Source organism: Pedobacter nanyangensis (genome assembly GCF_003313505.1).
Taxonomy (GTDB): Bacteria; Bacteroidota; Bacteroidia; order Sphingobacteriales; family Sphingobacteriaceae; genus Pedobacter; species Pedobacter nanyangensis.
Genome location: NZ_QMHO01000014.1, coordinates 77617 through 96604, shown reverse-complemented (window position 1 = coordinate 96604; position 18988 = coordinate 77617). Strand labels below are relative to the sequence as shown.

The window sequence follows — 18988 nt, the reverse complement described above, 5'->3', positions numbered from 1 at the left end:
GTGATTCTAAAAATAAAAAGCCCCTTATCCTATGGTTGGTGTTATCACCAACGATTATAGCCAGAATTTCGAGTGGTTATCGTAGCTAGTGATATGGTGATAACACCAACCACAAATTGTAATAAGGTCAAATTACTTGGCCCTTGCTTTATTTCGGTAATGATAATTGGCAAAGCGAATAAAGTTTGTCCAATCGTATACATTTAAATCATGTATGCCCTCTCTGAAATGGTAACCTATGGCCGATTCAATAATAGGACTATTGGTAGGAGGCATTGCCGCTTGAAGACTTACTTTTTCACGATAGAGCTTATAAACGGGTTGCGCATTCACTAAGGATAAGTAAGAACCATAAGGATCAGCCCAACGATCTTGCGTAGCATTGGTGGTGTACACGGGCCTGGGTGCAATTAAGCCAATGAGCATGTGCTGATCAACCGGCAAGCTATCTACCTGCTGGTTGTATTTTTTGTAATTGTTATTGAACCAATGTCCAAATTGCCTATTGATCAAACTTACCGTTTCTCCATATTTACGACGTGCCAGCGAAGCCCCCGTACTTCCAGAGCAGCTACTGAACACCATGGCAAAACGTTGGTCCTGTGCACCTGCCCATAAAGCGGTTTTTCCACCACGAGAATGGCCAACAATAGCTACTTTTTTAGCATCAATATCCTTGTCGGTCATCAAATAATCCATGACCCTGCTGGCTGCCCAAGCCCAAGAACCCACGGCCTTCATGCCATTGTCCATTTGCAATTGCTCTGGAAATAGCTGTGTTAAAATACCATTTTGGTAAGTGTCTTTCCGATCAGGCGCCACATCCGCATTTTGGAAAGCAGCAATGGCAAAGCCACTATCAATCATCATTTCCGCGGGCCAAAAGGTACTTTTTTCAACCCGTGTGGGATCGGTGTTTCGCTTACTTCTATTATTGATCAATACAAATGCAGGCGCAGGTTTTGTGCGTTTGTGGGGAATGAAAAGCACTAGCGGAAAACTTAGGGAATGTCCTTTGTTCCATACCGTAATCGCTACCTCCTTCAAATGAGCTTTACCCTCCATGGCCTTTGGGTCTTCATGAGTAATTTTAAATCGAATACTGTCTAAACTGTTCGGCGTTATCCCGTAAACATGTTCCTTAAACAAATGCAATATTTCTGGTCTACGGATATTTTCCCAAGTCGCCACCGTTTTTACGGGTTTGCCATTAGCGGTTTTTAGCAGTGCGGGGAGCGTATAACTGGGCACAGTGGTTTCATCGTAGTTAACGATTTCACCCATAAATTTGTCCGTTTTTTGCGCAAGTAGCACCTTTGGACTTAAAGCAAGCGTCATTAAGCCAGCGGCCGCTAACCCCAACCATTGCCTATAATTGCCGATAGCTGGAAGACAAAATTGCCATGTTTTTACTTTTAATAAAATCATAAACCTAAATCTTATTCAGTGAAGTGCCTACCAATACACCGTATATAAAATGGTGAGCAATGCCAAAATCACCATGGTGCCAATGGCGAAACTTCTGGAAGTCTTGAACATTTTAGGGTCAACCTCCAAGCCTTTAGGTGCAATGCCTCTGCGGTTGTCGATCACGCTGATGATATACATACCCACCACGCAGAAGAGGAACACAAAGCCCATGCGGTCAATAAACGGAATTTCGTAGATCCCTTTGGTATTAGGTACAGCGAAGCCCATCGGCGACAGCCAGGAAAGATCGGCAATGCTAGGCAATACCTTTAAAAAGAGGGAGAAGATAAAACCCCCAATAGTGGCAAACAGCGCCGCTTTTGAAGTGGTCTTTTTCCAGAAAAAGCCTAAAATAAACATGGCAAAAATACCAGGCGAAACAAAGCCCGTGTACTCTTGGATGTATTGGAAGCCTCCTTTCTTATCGATCCCCAAATGAGGGGCAATGAGCACTGCCAAAATCATGGCTGCGATAATGGTAATTTTTCCGGTGGTAATGAGGTTCTTTTCCGAAGCCTTGGTGTTAAACACCTTTTGGTAAACATCTAAAGTGAAAATGGTGGCAATGCTATTGGCCTTGCCCGCTAACGAAGCTACTACAGCCGCCGTAAGTGCCGCAAAGGAAAGTCCTTTTAAACCCGCAGGCAACAAGTTTAACAATACAGGATAGGCGCGGTCGGGATTTACCGAACCATCGTGCACCATTTCGGTTTGGAAATGCCCTTCTTTGTAAAGCACGTAGGCCGCAATACCCGGCAGTACCACAATAATGGGCATCAGCAATTTAAGGAAAGCCGCAAATAACAATCCTCCACGAGCGGTGTTCAGATCGGCACCCAAGGCCCTTTGGGTAATGTACTGGTTGCAGCCCCAATAGTTCAGGTTTACAATCCACATCCCGCCAATGAGCACCGAAAGGCCAGGCAAGTCAATATAGTTTTCATTATCGGGTTTTAAAATCATGTGGAAGTGTTCAGAAGCTTTGGAAGTCATAAGGTTGTAGCCTTCTAAAATTCCCTTGGTACCATAATGATCCGATACGAGATTGAGCGCCAAATAAGTGGTTGCCAGTCCGCCAAGGATGAGAAAAAATACTTGGATCACGTCGGTATAGCCAATCACTTTCATCCCGCCAAGGGTAATAATGACGGCAAAAATAGCAATGGCATACATACAGGCCGCTAGGCTAAAGCCCGAAATACTGCTCACCGCCAAAGCACCCAGATAAAGAATAGAAGTAAGGTTCACCACCACATACAGCAGCAGCCAAAACACCGCCATAATCATGGCTACGGTGCCGTTGTAGCGCTGGTGCAGAAACTGTGGCATGGTGGCAATGTTGTTCTTTAAATATACGGGGATAAAAAAGATGGCGACAATAATTAAGGTTGCAGCAGCCATCCATTCGTAAGTGGCAATGGCCAGTCCCATTTTAAAGCCCGAACCGCTCATGCCAATAAACTGCTCGGCCGAAATGTTAGAGGCAATGAGGGAGGCGCCAATGGCCCACCAGGTAAGGGAGCCCTCGGCCAGGAAATAATCTTTGGAATCGGATTTGGCAGATTTCTTTTTTCGGTAGATGTACAGCCCGTAAGCCGCAACGATAACGAAGTACACCGCAAATACGATGTAATCCTTTAGTTCAAGTACATTGGTTTTCATTAATTGGTTAGTTGGTTGATTGGTTTTTTGGTTGTTTAGATAGTTGAATCATTTGATATTGTCATTAGTTCATTAGTTCAATTGTTCATTGGTATTGGCCGTTCATCTTTGTCATCCAGAGCGCAGCGAAGGATCTCCAAGTTTAGGTTCATTGTTTTTTCTCCCGCAGATTGCGCTGATTTGCCCGCAGATTAATAGTTAATTTTGCTAACCACTAATTCCTAATCCCCAACTAAACTACAGATAAGAATGAATTGCCAATAGTGTCCCATATCTTTCTGTACAAAAACGAACCATTTCTGAACAAAACCATACCATCGCCAAAAGCGGTGTTGGCTACTTTTGTATTTCAAGGGTGTGCATAGCGCATTGCTTTTGCCGCCTTTGTAACACCTAACCAAATTGAGTGTATGAAACCAAATGCCACAGATTTAAAATCCTGTACTCGTCTTTTTTTGAACTCTAATCCCTTAAGGAATGCCATTGCCATTTGCAGGGTACACACAAGCCTAATCAAAGCCAACTGAAACCTGAATGATCCCTAGTAGATACCCCACAATGAACCCAAAAAAACGATATAACCTATTTACAATACTGATATGCCTTACGGTTTTCATTACCGCTTTTAAAAACGAGCAGGGCAAGGAAATTGACCCCCGAGCAAACTATGTTTCGCTTAAACCAACCTACGATAGCGTTAGTGTGTTGCGCAATCCCTTAAATGGCTGGGTGATGTATGCTGCCCGCAGTGCCGAGGAATCCTATTGGGATACCGAATATTTGGTGCCAAGCTTGGGCAAAAAGGTAAAGGCTATTGACTATGCTTCGGCCTGTTACCTGCGTACCAGTTGGTCATCTTTAAACCCTAAGGACGGCGTGTACACCTGGAACGATCCCAACTCCAGAATTGGCCAGCTGATTAGAGGGGCGCAAAAAAGGGGGCTGCCCATTGCGTTCCGCATTGTGGTAGATGGCCGCGACCAAGGCCAAAACACGCCGCAATTTGTGTTTGAGGCAGGCGCTAAATATTATGTAGAAGATAGCGAGCATCCCGATAGGCAAACGCCCTATCCGCAAGATCCCATCTTTAGAAAGTATTATACCAAATTTATAGAGTCACTGGCCAAGGATTTTAACGATCCCGAGCGTACCTCTTTCATAGACGCTTATGGCTTGGGCAAATGGGGCGAGGCACATTTTGTAGTGTACGAAGACCCAAAGACCGCCACCCCAGAAAACACCGAAAAGCAAAAAGAGGAAGTGCTGGATTGGGTAACCGATCTATATGCCCGAACCTTTACCAAAGTACCCTTGGTAATCAATTACCATCGCTTGGTGGGGCACCCCGAAAGTTGGGCGCCAGCCAATGCCAATAGTAATAGGTTATTGGTAAAAGCCATAAATAAAGGCTATAGCCTGCGCCACGATGCTTTTGGCATGACAGGTTATTACCAAAGTTGGGAAAAGGATTTCGCAAAGCGATGGAACTACAAACGACCTATCATTATGGAAGGGGGATGGATCACCTCACGTACCCATAGCTATTGGAAAGATCCGAGTGGAAAATACAGGCAGGGCCATGCTGAGGATGTACGATTGGGCGAATATCAGGCATCGGCCGAGGCCAAGGTAAACATGATGGATTTGAGGGCGGGGGGCGAAACGGCCTCCTGGTTTGAAAGTTCGTTCCCTTTGGTGCAGGCTTTTGTATCACAAGGCGGCTATCGTTTATATCCTGATGAGCTGAGCGTACCTGCTAAAATCAAATCGGGCGATAAAGCCCAGATTACCCACCGTTGGCAAAATAAAGGTTGGGGCTATTTTCCCAACAATATCCCACAATGGAACTACAAATACAAGGTGGCCTTTGCCGTGTTGGATGCCAAAAGTAAGGTGAAAAAGGTATTTGTGGATCGTTTAAGCGAACCTTCAAACTGGTTGAAAGATCAGCCTACTACTTATGAATTAAACGCTACCGTTGATTTGCCCGCAGGTAACTATGCCTGGGCCGTAGCCATTGTAGATACCACCAAGGAAAATGAACCAAGCATTAAATTGGCCCTAGAGGCCGAAACCACAGAAGAAGGCTGGGTAAAGTTGAATGATTTTGAAGTGCAATAGCCAAAAAAAAGTAACCAAACTAAACCAAATATGAACATGTCACACGTACTGTATGGGATCACCAAAACCAAACCCATTGGCATAGCGCAAAGGGCCAAATTCATTGCCTATTTTTTGCTCGTGCTGTTTGCCGTGGGAACGGGCTCCTGTTCCAAAGCAAAAACGGAAAACAATCCAACGCCAACTGTATCGGTTAAATTAGATAAAGAAACCAGTACGCTGCTGCAGGGCGACGAGGTTAAGATCAGCGTAAGCTTTACGCCAACGGTAGCCACACCCGCAAGCCAATATAAATGGCAAATTGCCGACGCCAGCATTGCCGATTTTAAGGTAAATGCCGACTTTTCGGTGAACGTTACGGCCAAGAATAAGGGTCAAACAGAACTGGCACTTTACGGGCCGTCAGGGGGCAAACTAACTGCCTGTACCATTATTGTGCAGGAAAAAGTGGTACAAGTTCCTGATGATGGTATTGTAAAAATACTGGCCATTGGCAACAGCTTTTCTGAAGATGCGCTGGAGTCTTTTTTATATGGCCTGGCCAATTCGAGGTCGCATAAAATCGTGATTGGCAATTTGTATATCGGTGGGGCCAGCCTTTCACTGCATTTGCAAAATGCCACCAACAATGCCAATGCCTATTCGTACCGCAAAATTAACCAACAGGGCGTTAAAGTAAGCACTGCTAACGTATCCATTGCTACGGCATTGGCCGATGATAACTGGGATTACATCAGTTTCCAGCAAGAAAGTCCAAACTCTGGCATATTTAGCACTTTTGCGCCTTTAACAGATTTGTACAACTATGTTAAAACCAAAACCACCAACCCAAGTGTAAAATACGTGCTTCACCAAACTTGGGCCTATCAAAAAAACTCCACCTATTCGGCCTTTGCCAATTACGATAGAGATCAGGATAAGATGTATGCCGGCATTGTAGATGCTTATATCAAAGCCCAAACACTCATTCCTGTAAATGTGGTAGTACCCGCAGGTACGGCCATTCAAAATGGTAGAACCAGCATTATTGGCGATAACTTTTGTAGAGACGGCTATCACTTGGATGTGAACATTGGCCGCTATACCGCTGCCTGTGCCTGGTTCGAATCTATTTTTAAGGAAAGCGTAATAGGTAACAGCTACAAACCATCGGCCCTGTCCGACTATCATACCGAAATTGCGCAAAACGCTGCCCACTTAGCGGTTTTAAAACCTAATGAGGTTACCCCAATGGTGAATTATCAGGGTGGAGGCACTTCAGATTTTACCAAACCTATTTGGGTTAATTTTGGCGGGAACTCCGTACCATCCGAATGGAATTCGCTTACACAATATACCGCTGGCACCTCCCTACCTAATTTAAAAGACCAAGTAGGGGCCAACACCAATATCAGCATCACCATTGTGGAAGGGTTTAACAACCGAAACCAGAGCGGACCAACCGCAACAACCACCTCGTGGAATATGCCTAGCAGTGTTTCGTCTGATTCGTACTACGGCAATTCAAAAGCCGTATGGGAAAGTAAATCTGTAACCCAAAGCGTGGTGAAATTAACGGGGCTCAACACCACTAAAAAATACAACTTCTGTTTCTTTGGTTCGAGAGCCAATTCGGGAGCCGAAAACAGAGAAACCAAATACACGGTAAAAGGCACTAACGAGGTGGTTGCTTTGTTAGACGCCGCCAATAACACCGCTAACATTGCCTGTGCAGAGCAGGTTAGCCCAAATGCTGCGGGCGAAATTACCATCACCATTACGGCGGGCAGCAACAATAACAACGCTTACGGATTTTATTATATTAATGCCTTACAACTCAAACAAGTTAATTAATAGATCAAGCGAATGAGGAAAAGTACATGGATAGCACTGTTGTTTTTGGGCGTTTGCATTAACTCCCAAGCCAAAGATGCTTATTACAGTCGTTTAGAAAAAGATACCCTGGTGATAGGGAATAAGTGGATTGAAAGGAAATTCCTTTGGAACAACGGGAACCTGATGACCTATAGTTTAACCGATAAGTCGACCAACCAAACTTGGTTAAACAGATTAAAAACACCCGATTTCCAGATCAGCAAAGATGCTGTAGCTTCCAATGGCACTTATGTAGCCAAGGAAATTAAAGAAAATACCATTCATCCCAACTATTTGGCCGTAGAAGTGAACTTTTCCTCAGGCACCTTGGCGGTCAAAAAAATCTATCGAATTTACGAGGACAGCCCCACGATTGCTTGCGATATCTATTTAAAAGGCAGTGCCGATTTAGCGGTGGAAAACAAAATGGCCAATGCTGCCGATCGGAAAAACATTGAGTTTGCCGAAGACATGAAATCCCAGCAGTTGACCGCCATTATTGACCAAATTAAGCTGGATGGTTTCCATTGGCATACCAACATTGTAGAGTTTTTTGATGTGACCGATTGGAACAACAACCTTATTCAGGAAAGAAAATTCATTCCTTATCGAAAAACCACTTACCGTGGCAATTTGCTATTGGCACACAATAACGAAAACAACAAAGGCTTTTTCTTTTTAAAGGAAGCCCCAACTTCAAGCGTGCAATTGGCTTACAACGGCTACGATTTCACCACTGATTTTAACCATTTCGCCATGAGCGGACTTGGCCTAACGGCAACCGACATCAAGGTTAACGAGTGGACCAAAGCCTATGGTGGCGTAATTGGCGTTTACACTGGCTCAGAATTGGCACAGCTTAAAGCCTTGCGCAGCTACCAAAAAAACTTGCGCAAGCTGTTGCCACAACGTGATGAAATGGTGATGATGAATACTTGGGGCGACAGAAGTCAGGATTCGAAAGTGAACGAGCAATTCAGTTTGTTGGAAGTGGAGAAAGCTGCCGAACTGGGCATATCGCATTTCCAAATTGACGATGGTTGGCAGGTAGGCAAAAGCCCCAATTCGGCCTTGGCCAAGGGTTCCTTCAAAAACATTTGGGACAATCCCAATTATTGGAAGCCCGACCCTGCTAAATATCCAAATGGTTTGCATCCCATTGTAAAACGAGGAAAAGAGTTGGGCGTAGAAATTTGCCTTTGGTTTAATCCGAGTGTGCAAAACGACTATGCAGATTGGGAAAAGGACGTGAATGCACTGGTGAGTTTATACCAAACCTATGGCATCCGTACTTTTAAAATAGACGGCTTGGCCATTCCTACCAAGCAGTCGGAAATTAACCTGCGCAAACTGTTTGATGGCGTATTGGAAAAAACCAACCACGAGGTGGTGTTTAATTTAGATGCTACGGCAGGTCGCAGAGCGGGCTATTATACTTTTAACGAATATGGAAACGTGTTTTTGGAAAACCGTTATACCGACTGGCAGAACTATTACCCCTACTGGACCCTGCGTAATTTATGGCAATTGTCTAAATATGTGCCAGCGGAGAAACTACAGATCGAGTTTTTAAATAAGTGGCGCAATGTCGAGAAATATGGTAAGGATGTTTTTGCGCCAAACCATTATTCTTTCGAGTATTTATTTGCCACTACCATGGCGGGGCAACCTTTGGCTTGGTTTGAAGGGACGGGCCTCCCTGCCGAAGCATTAAAAATCAAAGACCTGATCAAAGCTTACCGTAACATTCAGCACGATTTCCATACGGGTACCATTTTGCCTATTGGCGAGGAACCTTCGGGCAGGTCGTGGACGGGCTTTCAGTCCATCAATGGTGATAAAGGCTACTTCATTTTTTACCGAGAAAATACGCCCGAAGCTAGTGCGGCTATAAAAACTTGGTTGCCTGTAGGTAGCAAAGTAAAATGTACGCCAGTGCTGGGCAATGGCAAGGCCATAAACACTACCGTGAGCAAAACGGGCAGTATTGAAGTGAGCCTGCCCAAAATAAATGACTTTGTGATGTACCGATATGAAATTACCCCATAACACCGCATGAAACATACTCTAACCATACTATTACTGGCTTTGGCGCTTCCAAATTGGGCCCAAAAGAAATACCAACTAAAATCGCCCAATGGCAAACTGGTCACTACTGTTTCCCTTGGCGATCAGATCAGCTATTTGATTACCCACGAAAGCGATACGATTTTAAAACCCTCTCCACTGGCAATGGCTTTGGAAAATGGCCCTACTTGGGGTCGTGGCTCCCATCTAAGCAGCGCAAAAACCCATGCCGTAAACCAACAAATTAGCGCTCTCTTTTACAAAAGAAATCAAATTACCGATCAATATCAGGAGCTGGTACTTCAATTTAAGGAAAACTTTAGCCTCATTTTTAGGGCCTATAACCAAGGTGTTGCTTACCGTTTTGTGTCCAACAGCAATCAGGCCATTATCGTTAAAAATGAAGAAGCACGCTTTAATTTCACGAAGGATTTTAATGTTTACGTGCCCTACGTAAAAGGGAAATACAAAGACCTCGAAAGCCAGTACTTCAACTCCTTCGAAAATGAGTACACCTATACCGCATTAAGTAAAATGAGTGCCGATAAACTGGCCTTTAGTCCTTTGGTGGTGAGCTTGGATAAAGGGAAGAAAGTATGTTTGGCAGAGGCCGATTTGGAAAGCTACCCAGGCATGTACTTGGTGAACAAAGATGGATCTACCTCGCTACAATCTGATTTTGCACCTTACCCAACGGCCACCAAACAAGGCGGTCACAATGAGTTGCAACAGTTGGTGACTTCGCGTGAACCGTATTTGGCCAAAAGCCAAGCCAAGGCCAAATTTCCCTGGCGTATCGTCATCGTGTCTACCAGTGATACTGAATTGGCCGATAACGATATGGTGTATCAATTGGCGGCTCCATCACGATTAGCAGACGCATCTTGGGTGAAACCAGGTAAAGTAGCTTGGGAATGGTGGAACCATTGGGGCATTTCGAAGGTCGATTTTGAAGCGGGCATCAATACCCAAACCTATCAGGCCTACATTGATTTTGCAGCTAAAAATGGCATTCAGTACGTGATTTTGGATGAAGGCTGGGCGGTAAACAAAAAGGCAGATTTATTTCAGGTAGTGCCCGAAATTGATTTGAAGAAACTGATTGCGCATGGCAAAGCCAAAAACGTAGGCATCATCCTATGGGCAGGCTATTATGCTTTCGAAAGAGATTTAGAGAAAGTGTGCAAGCATTACTCGGAAATGGGTGTGAAAGGTTTCAAAATCGATTTCATGGACCGTGATGACCAGCCGATGGTGGATTTCCATTACCGAGCTGCGGAGATAGCGGCAAAGTACCAACTGATGCTCGATTTCCATGGCACCTATAAGCCTACGGGCATCAACAGAACCTATCCAAACGTGATCAACTTTGAAGCCGTGCATGGTTTGGAACAAATGAAATGGACTGGCCCCGAGTTAGATCAGGTAACTTACGACGTGACCATGCCTTTTATCCGTATGGTGGCTGGCCCAATTGATTACACCCAAGGTGCCATGCGCAATGCCACCAAACGCACCCATCGCGGTATCAATGATGAGCCGATGAGCCAAGGCACCCGCTGTCGCCAATTGGCCCAATATGTCATTTTCGAATCGCCTTTGAACATGCTGTGCGATAGCCCCACCAATTACGAAAAGGAGCAGGAGTGTACCGATTTCATTTCGGCCGTGCCTACCGTTTGGGACCAAAGCATCGCCCTTGATGGGCAAATAGGAAAACATTTGACTATTGCCCGCAGAAAAGGAGAAGTATGGTATGTGGGCGGTATGACCAACTGGGATGCCCGTAAAGCAGCCTTGGACCTGTCTTTTTTAGGTGAAGGAAATTACGTGGCCGAATTGTACCGCGACGGAGCGAACGCCAATCGCATTGCCTCCGACTATCAAAAAGAAACCGTGACCATTCCAGCCAACCGCAAAATGGCCCTTAACATGGCAAAGGGCGGTGGTTTTGCCATGAAAATTTACAAGAAATAACAACCGTTTATGAGGAAGCCGAAGACTTTTTACTTAGCATTATCCCTGTTTTTTAGTGTCGTTTTTACGAATGTATTTGCACAGCAAACGCTGATCAACGTGTATGGGCGTCAAACACAATCGCTCAACGGAAAATGGGATGCCATTATTGATCTTTACGACCAAGGCCGTAAAAACAAGATCTATCTGAACAAGAAGCCCGAAACCAAGATCGATTTTTATGAGTACTCGTTCGATAACGGTTTACGCTTAAACGTGCCTTCTGATTGGAACAGCCAACTGCCCGAACTGAAATATTATGAGGGTACGATTTGGTATGCCCGTAGGTTCGATGTGGCCAAAGCAAGCAGCAAACGACTGTTCCTTTACTTTGGAGCAGTAAGTTATCGTTGCCGCATTTACCTGAACGGAAAGGAAATTGGGCAGCACGAAGGTGGTTTTACGCCATTCCAAATGGAAGTAACCGATGCCGTGAAAGAAAAGGATAACTTTTTGGCGGTGGAGGTGAACAATACCCGTAGGGTAGACGCTATTCCAGCCATGGCTTTTGATTGGTGGAACTACGGCGGCATTACCCGCGATGTATTTTTGGTAAGTACCCCGAAAGTATTCATCGAAGATTATTTCATCCAACTGGATAAACGTAAAGCCAATAAGATCGATGCCCAGGTAAAACTTTCAGAAAAATTGGCCAATGCAGCGGTAACCATCGAAATTCCTGAGCTACAGCTAAAGCAAACACTTAAAACGGATGCCAATGGCGAAGTGAAAACCTCCTTCCTTACTAAAAAGTTGAAACGTTGGTCGCCAAGCAACCCAACCCTGTACAAGGTGAAAGTGTCGAGCGATAACGATCAGGTATCCGAAGAAATCGGTTTCCGTAATGTTTGGGTAAAAGGGGAGGATGTGTATTTGAACGATCAACCCATCTTCCTTAAATCTATTTCCTTCCACGAAGAAATTCCGCAACGTAAAGGCAGGGCATTTTCGCAGGCCGATGCCGTGATGTTGCTCTCAGAAGCCAAAGCTTTGGGCTGTAACATGATCCGTTTGGCGCATTATCCGCAAAATGAATACATCGTAAGGCTGGCCGAAAAAATGGGTTTCTTACTATGGGAAGAAATCCCTATTTGGCAGGGAATTGATTTCGAGAACCAGGCCACCAAAGAAAAGGCAGGGAAAATGATGCAGGAAATGGTGAAACGCGACAAAAACCGTTGCGCTTTAACCTTTTGGGGTGTGGCCAACGAAACGCAGCCCTCGGCACCACGTAATGCCTTTTTGAAATACCTGATTGAAACCACCAAAGCCATTGATACCACTAGATTGATTACGGCAGCTTTTGATTTGGTGCGATTTAATAAAGACAGGCAGGTGTTCATCATGGACGATCCTTTTATCAAAGAACTGGATGTAGTAGCCGTAAACAAATACATGGGCTGGTACCACCCTTGGCCAGTAAGCCCTGATCAAGCCACTTGGGACGTGGCTAAAGGGCAGCCGTTAATTGTATCAGAATTTGGTGGCGAGGCCCTTTACGGTAAAACAGGCGATGCCGATGTGGTGAGTTCTTGGAGCGAAGATTATCAGGCAACTTTGTATAGGGATAATCTGGAAATGTTTAAGCATATCCCTAACCTGCGTGGTACCTCGCCCTGGGTATTGTTCGATTTCCGTTCCCCTTTCCGTTTCCACCCTAGCAACCAAGAAGATTGGAACCGCAAAGGGCTGGTATCTGACCAAGGGTATAGGAAAAAAGCCTGGTATTTAATGAAAGCATATTATGATCGTAAATAGCTAGATCGTCATTGCGAGGCACAGCCTATCCCGACTTTTCGGGGAAGCAATCTTAATGCTATTTGTTTAGCGACAGTTGTAAGATTGCTTCGTCGTTCCTCCTCGCAATGACGAAAATAGTGGCGTCATGCGGTAATCCTTGCATCATCGCCAGAATCAGGTGACGATAAAAGCCACGTCATTGCGAGGAGGAACGACGAAGCAATCTCTAGGTTCCAATACTATCGCTTTAAGATTGCTTCGAATGACGGAAATAGCAAAATAACATCTAAACAATAAAAACAACGCTAAACACACGAAAGAAACAGTAGACACCACACCGCAATGAATAATCAGTTAAGACATCTCACGCATATATTTTTAATCCTATTAGTGGCGCAGGTAGGAGCGCTAAAAGCACAAAACGTTGTAGATTTATCAGGCACTTGGAAGTTCCAAACCGATGTGATGGATTTCCGTAGAGGCTCATTATCGCCAAGGTATAACCATGAGCTGCAGGAAACCATTCAGCTTCCCGGCATTACCGACGATTATCAGATTGGCTATAAAGTCCCCTACAAATACATCGATCGCCTAACCCGCAAATACGAATACATGGGCCCGGCCTGGTACCAACGTGATATCGAAATTCCTGCCGCTTGGAAAGGGAAAAAAATCTTCATGTATTTTGAACGTACCCATTGGTTAAGCTCCATTTATGTAGATACCAAGGAGGTAAGCCAAATTGATTACATCAGCGTACCACATAACCACGATTTAACCGAATTTGTAAAACCAGGTAAAACGCATCGCATCACGGTTTGTATCGATAACAGATATCAGTACAAAACCCATAAGTGGAACCACGCCCACACCGAGTTTACCCAAATTAACTGGAACGGGATATTGGGAGAAATGAAGCTCATGGCTATTGACCCTGTTTTTGTGGAAGACCTACAGGTTTATCCAAATATTGCCAACAACTCCATTAAGGTAAGGTTGCAGGTAAATAACGACACCAAAAAGCAGGTAAAAGGAAAAGCCAATTTTACCATTACTGGCCCAAATTATAACCTTAAAAGTGAGATTGCTGTAGTGAGCAACGACTCGGTTACGTTTGTAGAAAGCACTATTCCACTGGGTAAAAATGTGAAACTATGGGACGAGTTTAACCCCAATCTTTATCAAATTACCGCTCAATTGAACACCTCTGATGGGAAGACTAATTATCAGCATGCTAAATCCGATACTTTCGGCATGCGTGAAGTGAAACAAGGCAAAAGTCACGTGTTGCTCAATAATCGTCCCATTCACTTAAGGGGCAATGTAGAAAATGCGGTTTTCCCTAAAACAGGCTATGCGCCAGTAGACGATGCCTCGTGGGAACGCATCATGTTGCTCATGAAAGATTATGGATTGAACCATTTGCGTTTCCACTCATGGTGCCCTCCAAAAGCTGCTTTCCGCATGGCGGATAAACACGGGATTTACTTTGAGGTAGAAATGCCGATGTGGGGTAAAGATGCCGAACCCGATGAAGACCGTTACAACTTTTTCCGTAGGGAAATTAAAGCCATTTTAAAGGAATACGGGAACCATCCGTCATTTGTGTTGTATTGCAATGGTAACGAAATTACGGGCAACTTCGATTTTATTGAGGAATTGACCGCCGAAGGTAGAAAGTTGGATTCGCGTCACCTGTTCAGTGGTTCCACGGCTCGTACCCGGGTAAAATCAGACCAATATTACGTATCGCAACAAACCAACAAAGGCCCTGTAAAAGTTTACGAAGGTTTGCCCAATACCGATTGGGATAGAAGCACAGAATCAGATGTAGACGTGCCGGTAATTTCCCACGAGTCGGGGCAACGTTGTGTGTACCCCAACTTCGAGGAAATTAAAAAATATGCCAACAGCCCTGTAGAAGCCCGCAACTTTGAGGTATTTAAAGACCTGTTGCAAAAAAACGGCATGCTCGATCAGGCTAACGACTTTTTTCGTGCCTCGGGCGCATTAACGGTTTTGGAGTACAAAGCAGTGATTGAAGCACTGTTACGTTCTTCAAAATCGGCGGGTTTCCAATTGCTGTCTATCAATGATTTCCCTGGTCAAGGTTATGCCCCGGTAGGTATTTTGGATCCTTTCTGGGATTCGAAAGGTTTGGTCACGCCAGAGAAGTTTAAAGAATTTTGTGGACCTACCGTAGCCTTATTGCGTTACGAGAAGAGTGCCTATTTCAATAACGAAACCTTCACAGGCAAAGCCGAAGTGTATAACTACAGTAATGCGGTCCTTAAAAATGCCAAATTAAAATGGTGGCTTACCGACGAAACTGGAAAGGTATTGCAAAAGGGTAATTTAAAAACCCAAACCATTGGTAATGATGGCGTATTTCCGGTAGGTGAATTTGCTATTCCTTTAAAAGGTGTTGCCAACAAGCAAAAGCTTACGGTACATGTTTCGGTGAACGACCAAATCAAAAACAGTTGGGACATTTGGGTGTACCCGCCGCATCAAAACCTCATGCAATCTACCAATCAGGTGCTTTACACCACCGTATATGACGATGCGGCCAAAAAACAACTGGCGCAAGGTAAAACCGTAGTGCTTTATCCATCGCCAAACCAAGTGAAAGGCCGTAAATCAGTTTTCCATAACCACTTTTGGAACCCAATTATGTTTGCATGGCCACCCATGACCATTGGTAGTTTAATTCACCACAAACAAGGCATGTTTAATGATTTCAGCACTTCTTATCATACCGATTGGCAATGGTGGGATATTTTAAACAATGCCAAGGTGATCGAAATGCAAAACGCTCCTGAAAAGCTTCGTCCGTTTATTCAAATTATCGATAGTTACGATAATAACCAAAAATTGGGCATTGGTTTCGAAGCTAAAATGAACGGCGGAAAACTGTTGGTGTTGGCCTTAGATACCGAAAAAGACATGGACAAGCGCCCTGCTACGCAGCAGTTGCTTTACAGCATCGACAACTATGTGAAAAGCAATCGTTTTGCGCCAGAAGTACAGGTAGAAGAATCATTTATTCAATCGTTTTTAACAAAATAGGAAGTCAGATGAAGTGGAGAATCGCATTAAGTTTAGGCATGTTGGCCAGTCAGGTATTGCATGCGCAAGAAATCATCTTGGATAAAAAAGCGTCCTTAGCACAAGTTTATTTGCCCGTGGTGGAGTCGGAGCAGTTGCTATCCATGAACGACCTGAACGTTGAATTTGGCTATGTGCTCTATCAAACGGAAATTGTAACCCAAACAGAAAACGAAGCCTTGGAGCTAGAAAATGTACGGAATTACGCAGCGGTGTACGTGGATGGAAAGCTACAGGGAACGCTCACCGATAACCGCAAAAAGATGGCCATTAAAACCGAGCCCGGAAAATACCTGCTGCAAATTTATGTAGAAAACATTGGCAGGATTACCTACGGTCCCGAAATCACGGATAATTCCAAGGGCCTGTTTGGCGGAATTACCTTGGATGGAAACGAGATCGAAAACTGGAAAATGCTGCCACTTAATGTGCGGAAATTCCCCGTTAAAAATCTTCAATTCGATGTCAATTTAAGCGACGAAAATCCTGGGTTTTATAAAGGTACGTTCCGTTTGGATGCCGTAGAAAATACTTATCTCGATATCTCTGGTTGGGGAATGGGCGAAGTTTGGATTAACGGGAAATATTTGGGTTCCTACTGGGAAGAAGAAAAGCAACGTTCCATCCTAATCCCAACCGAAGATTTAGCCAAAGGCGAAAATGAAATCGTCGTTTTCGAACTAAAGCAACCCCAGCAAAAAACCATGAAACTATCGCAAACCCCCGTTTTTAAATAAACTAAACAATCATGAAAAAGGTTACCTTACTCTTATCCCTAATCGCCCTTACCTTATTTTCTGGCTACAAAGCTGAAAATCCGCTATATAAAGATGCCAAGCAACCCATTGAAAAGCGAATTGAAGACTTGTTGGCCCGCATGACTTTAGAAGAAAAGGTAATGCAGCTTAACCAATTTACCTTGGGGCGTAACGACAATGCCAATAACATGGCCGATCCAGTGAACGATATTCCAGCCCAAATTGGCTCGCTCATCTATTTCGGCAGCAATGCCGATTTGCGTAACAAGGTGCAGAAAAAGGCGATGGAACAAAGCCGTTTGGGTATCCCCATCATTTTTGGTTACGATGTGATCCACGGTTTTCGTACCATTTACCCCATCTCCTTGGCCCAAGCCTGTGCATGGAATCCCAAGTTGGTGGAGCAAGCTTGTGGCGTAGCCGCCCAGGAAGCCCGAATGTCGGGGGTAGATTGGACTTTTTCGCCCATGATTGATGTGGCCAGAGATGGACGTTGGGGCCGTGTAGCCGAAGGTTACGGGGAAGACCCTTACACCAATGCGGTGTTTACCGTGGCTTCGGTAAAAGGTTATCAAGGTAAAGACATGTCGAGCGAGAAAAACGTAGCGGCTTGCCTAAAACATTATGTGGGTTACGGAGCCTCCGAAGCAGGACGTGATTATGTGTATTCGGAGATTTCGAGGCAAACGCTGTGGGACACTTACATGCTGCCCTACGAGCAGGGCGTAAAAGCGGGAGCGGCAACTTTAATGAGCTCCTTTAACGACATCAGCGGAACACCTGGTTCGGCAAATCATTACACCTTAACCGAGGTACTTAAAAACCGTTGGAAACACGATGGCTTTGTGGTATCTGATTGGGGATCGATAGAACAGTTGCGTCCGCAAGGTGTGGCTGCCAATAAAAAAGAAGCCGCTTTAAAAGCCTTTATCGCAGGCGTAGAAATGGACATGATGAACAGGTGTTATGATAACCACCTTGGCCAATTGGTAACCGAAGGTAAAGTGCCTGAAAACCTATTGAACGATGCCGTAAGAAGAGTGCTGCGGGTGAAATTCCGATTGGGATTATTTGACCGTCCTTACACCCGAACCACTACCGAGAAACAAAGATTTTATCTTCCAGAAAGCATGAAAATTGCCGAGCAATTGGCAGAAGAATCGATAGTTTTGTTAAAGAACCAAAATAAAACCTTACCCTTAAATAAAGCCGCTAAAATTGCGGTAATTGGACCAATTGCCCAAACCAAATGGCATTTGCTAGGTTCATGGGCCGCACAAGGCAATGCCGAAGATGTGACCACCGTGGTGGATGCTTTAAAAGCAGAATATAAAGGCAAAGCCGAAGTGACCTATGCTTTAGGCTGTGATTTTGATGGACAAGACAAAAAGAATTTTGAAGAAGCTAAAAATGTTGCGGCAAACGCCGATGTGGTTGTACTTTGCTTGGGCGAAAAGAAAAATTGGAGCGGCGAAAATGCTTCACGCTCAACGATTGCGTTGCCACAAATACAGGAAGAACTGGCCGTGGAGCTGAAAAAACTGGGCAAACCAGTGATATTGGTATTATCGAGTGGCCGCCCGTTGGAACTTAACCGTTTGGAACCCATCAGTGATGCCATTTTAACCATGTGGCACCCTGGAACGCCCGGAGGTAAACCATTGGCAAGGGTATTGTCGGGCAGGGTAAATCCTTCTGGTAAACTATCCATGACCTTCCCTTATTCCACGGGTCAAATTCCTATTTATTACAATTACAGACAAAGTGCCCGCCCACATCAAGGTAAATATCAGGACATTCAAAGCACGCCTTTATACGAATTTGCGCATGGTTTAAGCTATACCACTTTTCAATATGGCGATTTAAAAGTATCTGCTACGCAAATTAAGCGTGGTGAAAAACTCACGGTGGAAATTCCGGTAAGTAATACGGGCGATAGAGATGGGGTAGAAACCGTACATTGGTTTATCCAAGATCCGGTATCGACTATTTCACGACCTATCAAAGAATTGAAGTATTTCGAAAAGCAACTCGTGAAAAAGGGAGAAACCAAAATCTATCAATTTGACATTGATCCAGAGCGAGATCTCAGCTTTGTGGATGGCGATGGAAAACGTTTCCTGGAAACAGGAGATTACAACATTTTGGTGAAAAACAAGAAAATTAAGATAGAAATCGTAGATTAAGGGTTT

Annotated in this window: 10 protein-coding genes; 8 read left to right on the top strand and 2 right to left on the bottom strand. The window is 44.4% G+C overall.

Going from position 1 to position 18988, the window contains the following annotated elements; translation table 11 throughout:
• Positions 1-132: 132 nt before the first annotated feature.
• Positions 133-1428, bottom strand: a complete 1296-nt coding sequence (locus DUT71_RS17950; protein ID WP_205313988.1) for a glucuronyl esterase domain-containing protein — start codon at positions 1426-1428, stop codon at positions 133-135.
• Positions 1429-1455: 27 nt separating this feature from the next.
• Positions 1456-3132 carry a sodium:solute symporter family transporter gene (locus tag DUT71_RS17945; RefSeq protein WP_113663928.1) on the bottom strand — a complete coding sequence of 559 codons (1677 nt, stop codon included), beginning with the start codon at positions 3130-3132 and terminating at the stop codon, positions 1456-1458.
• 558 nt (positions 3133-3690) lie between these two features.
• Between DUT71_RS17945 and DUT71_RS17940 the strand changes: the two genes are divergently transcribed.
• The 8 genes from DUT71_RS17940 to DUT71_RS17905 all read left to right on the top strand — a co-directional run bounded on the left by DUT71_RS17940 (position 3691) and on the right by DUT71_RS17905 (position 18982).
• The gene (locus tag DUT71_RS17940; protein WP_113663927.1) at positions 3691-5253 is read left to right on the top strand and encodes a DUF4832 domain-containing protein; all 1563 of its coding nucleotides are present in this window, start codon (positions 3691-3693) and stop codon (positions 5251-5253) included.
• Between the two features lie 36 nt (positions 5254-5289).
• Entirely contained in the window at positions 5290-7086 is a 1797-nt protein-coding gene (locus DUT71_RS17935; protein ID WP_162796110.1) for a DUF4886 domain-containing protein, read from the top strand.
• 12 nt (positions 7087-7098) lie between these two features.
• Positions 7099-9156: an alpha-galactosidase gene (locus DUT71_RS17930; protein ID WP_113663925.1), complete on the top strand. Its 2058-nt coding sequence runs from the start codon at positions 7099-7101 to the stop codon at positions 9154-9156.
• 6 nt (positions 9157-9162) lie between these two features.
• Positions 9163-11151, top strand: coding sequence for a glycoside hydrolase family 97 protein (locus tag DUT71_RS17925; RefSeq protein WP_113663924.1), 1989 nt, complete (start codon positions 9163-9165; stop codon positions 11149-11151).
• Between the two features lie 9 nt (positions 11152-11160).
• A complete protein-coding gene (locus tag DUT71_RS17920) occupies positions 11161-12948 on the top strand; it encodes a glycoside hydrolase family 2 protein (RefSeq protein WP_113663923.1) in 1788 nt (595 codons plus the stop codon).
• 324 nt (positions 12949-13272) lie between these two features.
• Positions 13273-15999, top strand: coding sequence for a sugar-binding domain-containing protein (locus DUT71_RS17915; protein WP_113663922.1), 2727 nt, complete (start codon positions 13273-13275; stop codon positions 15997-15999).
• An 8-nt stretch (positions 16000-16007) separates the two neighbouring features.
• Positions 16008-16775, top strand: a complete 768-nt coding sequence (locus tag DUT71_RS17910) for a hypothetical protein (RefSeq protein ID WP_113663921.1) — start codon at positions 16008-16010, stop codon at positions 16773-16775.
• An 11-nt stretch (positions 16776-16786) separates the two neighbouring features.
• Positions 16787-18982, top strand: a complete 2196-nt coding sequence (locus DUT71_RS17905) for a glycoside hydrolase family 3 N-terminal domain-containing protein (RefSeq protein ID WP_113663920.1) — start codon at positions 16787-16789, stop codon at positions 18980-18982.
• Positions 18983-18988: the final 6 nt, after the last annotated feature.

What these genes read in the sequence shown, in the direction of transcription:
- DUT71_RS17950 (WP_205313988.1), bottom strand. Translation starts at nt 1,428, where the DNA reads ATGATTTTATTAAAAGTAAAAACATGGCAATTTTGTCTTCCAGCTATC.
- DUT71_RS17945 (WP_113663928.1), bottom strand. Translation starts at nt 3,132, where the DNA reads ATGAAAACCAATGTACTTGAACTAAAGGATTACATCGTATTTGCGGTG.
- DUT71_RS17940 (WP_113663927.1), top strand. Translation starts at nt 3,691, where the DNA reads ATGAACCCAAAAAAACGATATAACCTATTTACAATACTGATATGCCTT.
- DUT71_RS17935 (WP_162796110.1), top strand. Translation starts at nt 5,290, where the DNA reads ATGTCACACGTACTGTATGGGATCACCAAAACCAAACCCATTGGCATA.
- DUT71_RS17930 (WP_113663925.1), top strand. Translation starts at nt 7,099, where the DNA reads ATGAGGAAAAGTACATGGATAGCACTGTTGTTTTTGGGCGTTTGCATT.
- DUT71_RS17925 (WP_113663924.1), top strand. Translation starts at nt 9,163, where the DNA reads ATGAAACATACTCTAACCATACTATTACTGGCTTTGGCGCTTCCAAAT.
- DUT71_RS17920 (WP_113663923.1), top strand. Translation starts at nt 11,161, where the DNA reads ATGAGGAAGCCGAAGACTTTTTACTTAGCATTATCCCTGTTTTTTAGT.
- DUT71_RS17915 (WP_113663922.1), top strand. Translation starts at nt 13,273, where the DNA reads ATGAATAATCAGTTAAGACATCTCACGCATATATTTTTAATCCTATTA.
- DUT71_RS17910 (WP_113663921.1), top strand. Translation starts at nt 16,008, where the DNA reads ATGAAGTGGAGAATCGCATTAAGTTTAGGCATGTTGGCCAGTCAGGTA.
- DUT71_RS17905 (WP_113663920.1), top strand. Translation starts at nt 16,787, where the DNA reads ATGAAAAAGGTTACCTTACTCTTATCCCTAATCGCCCTTACCTTATTT.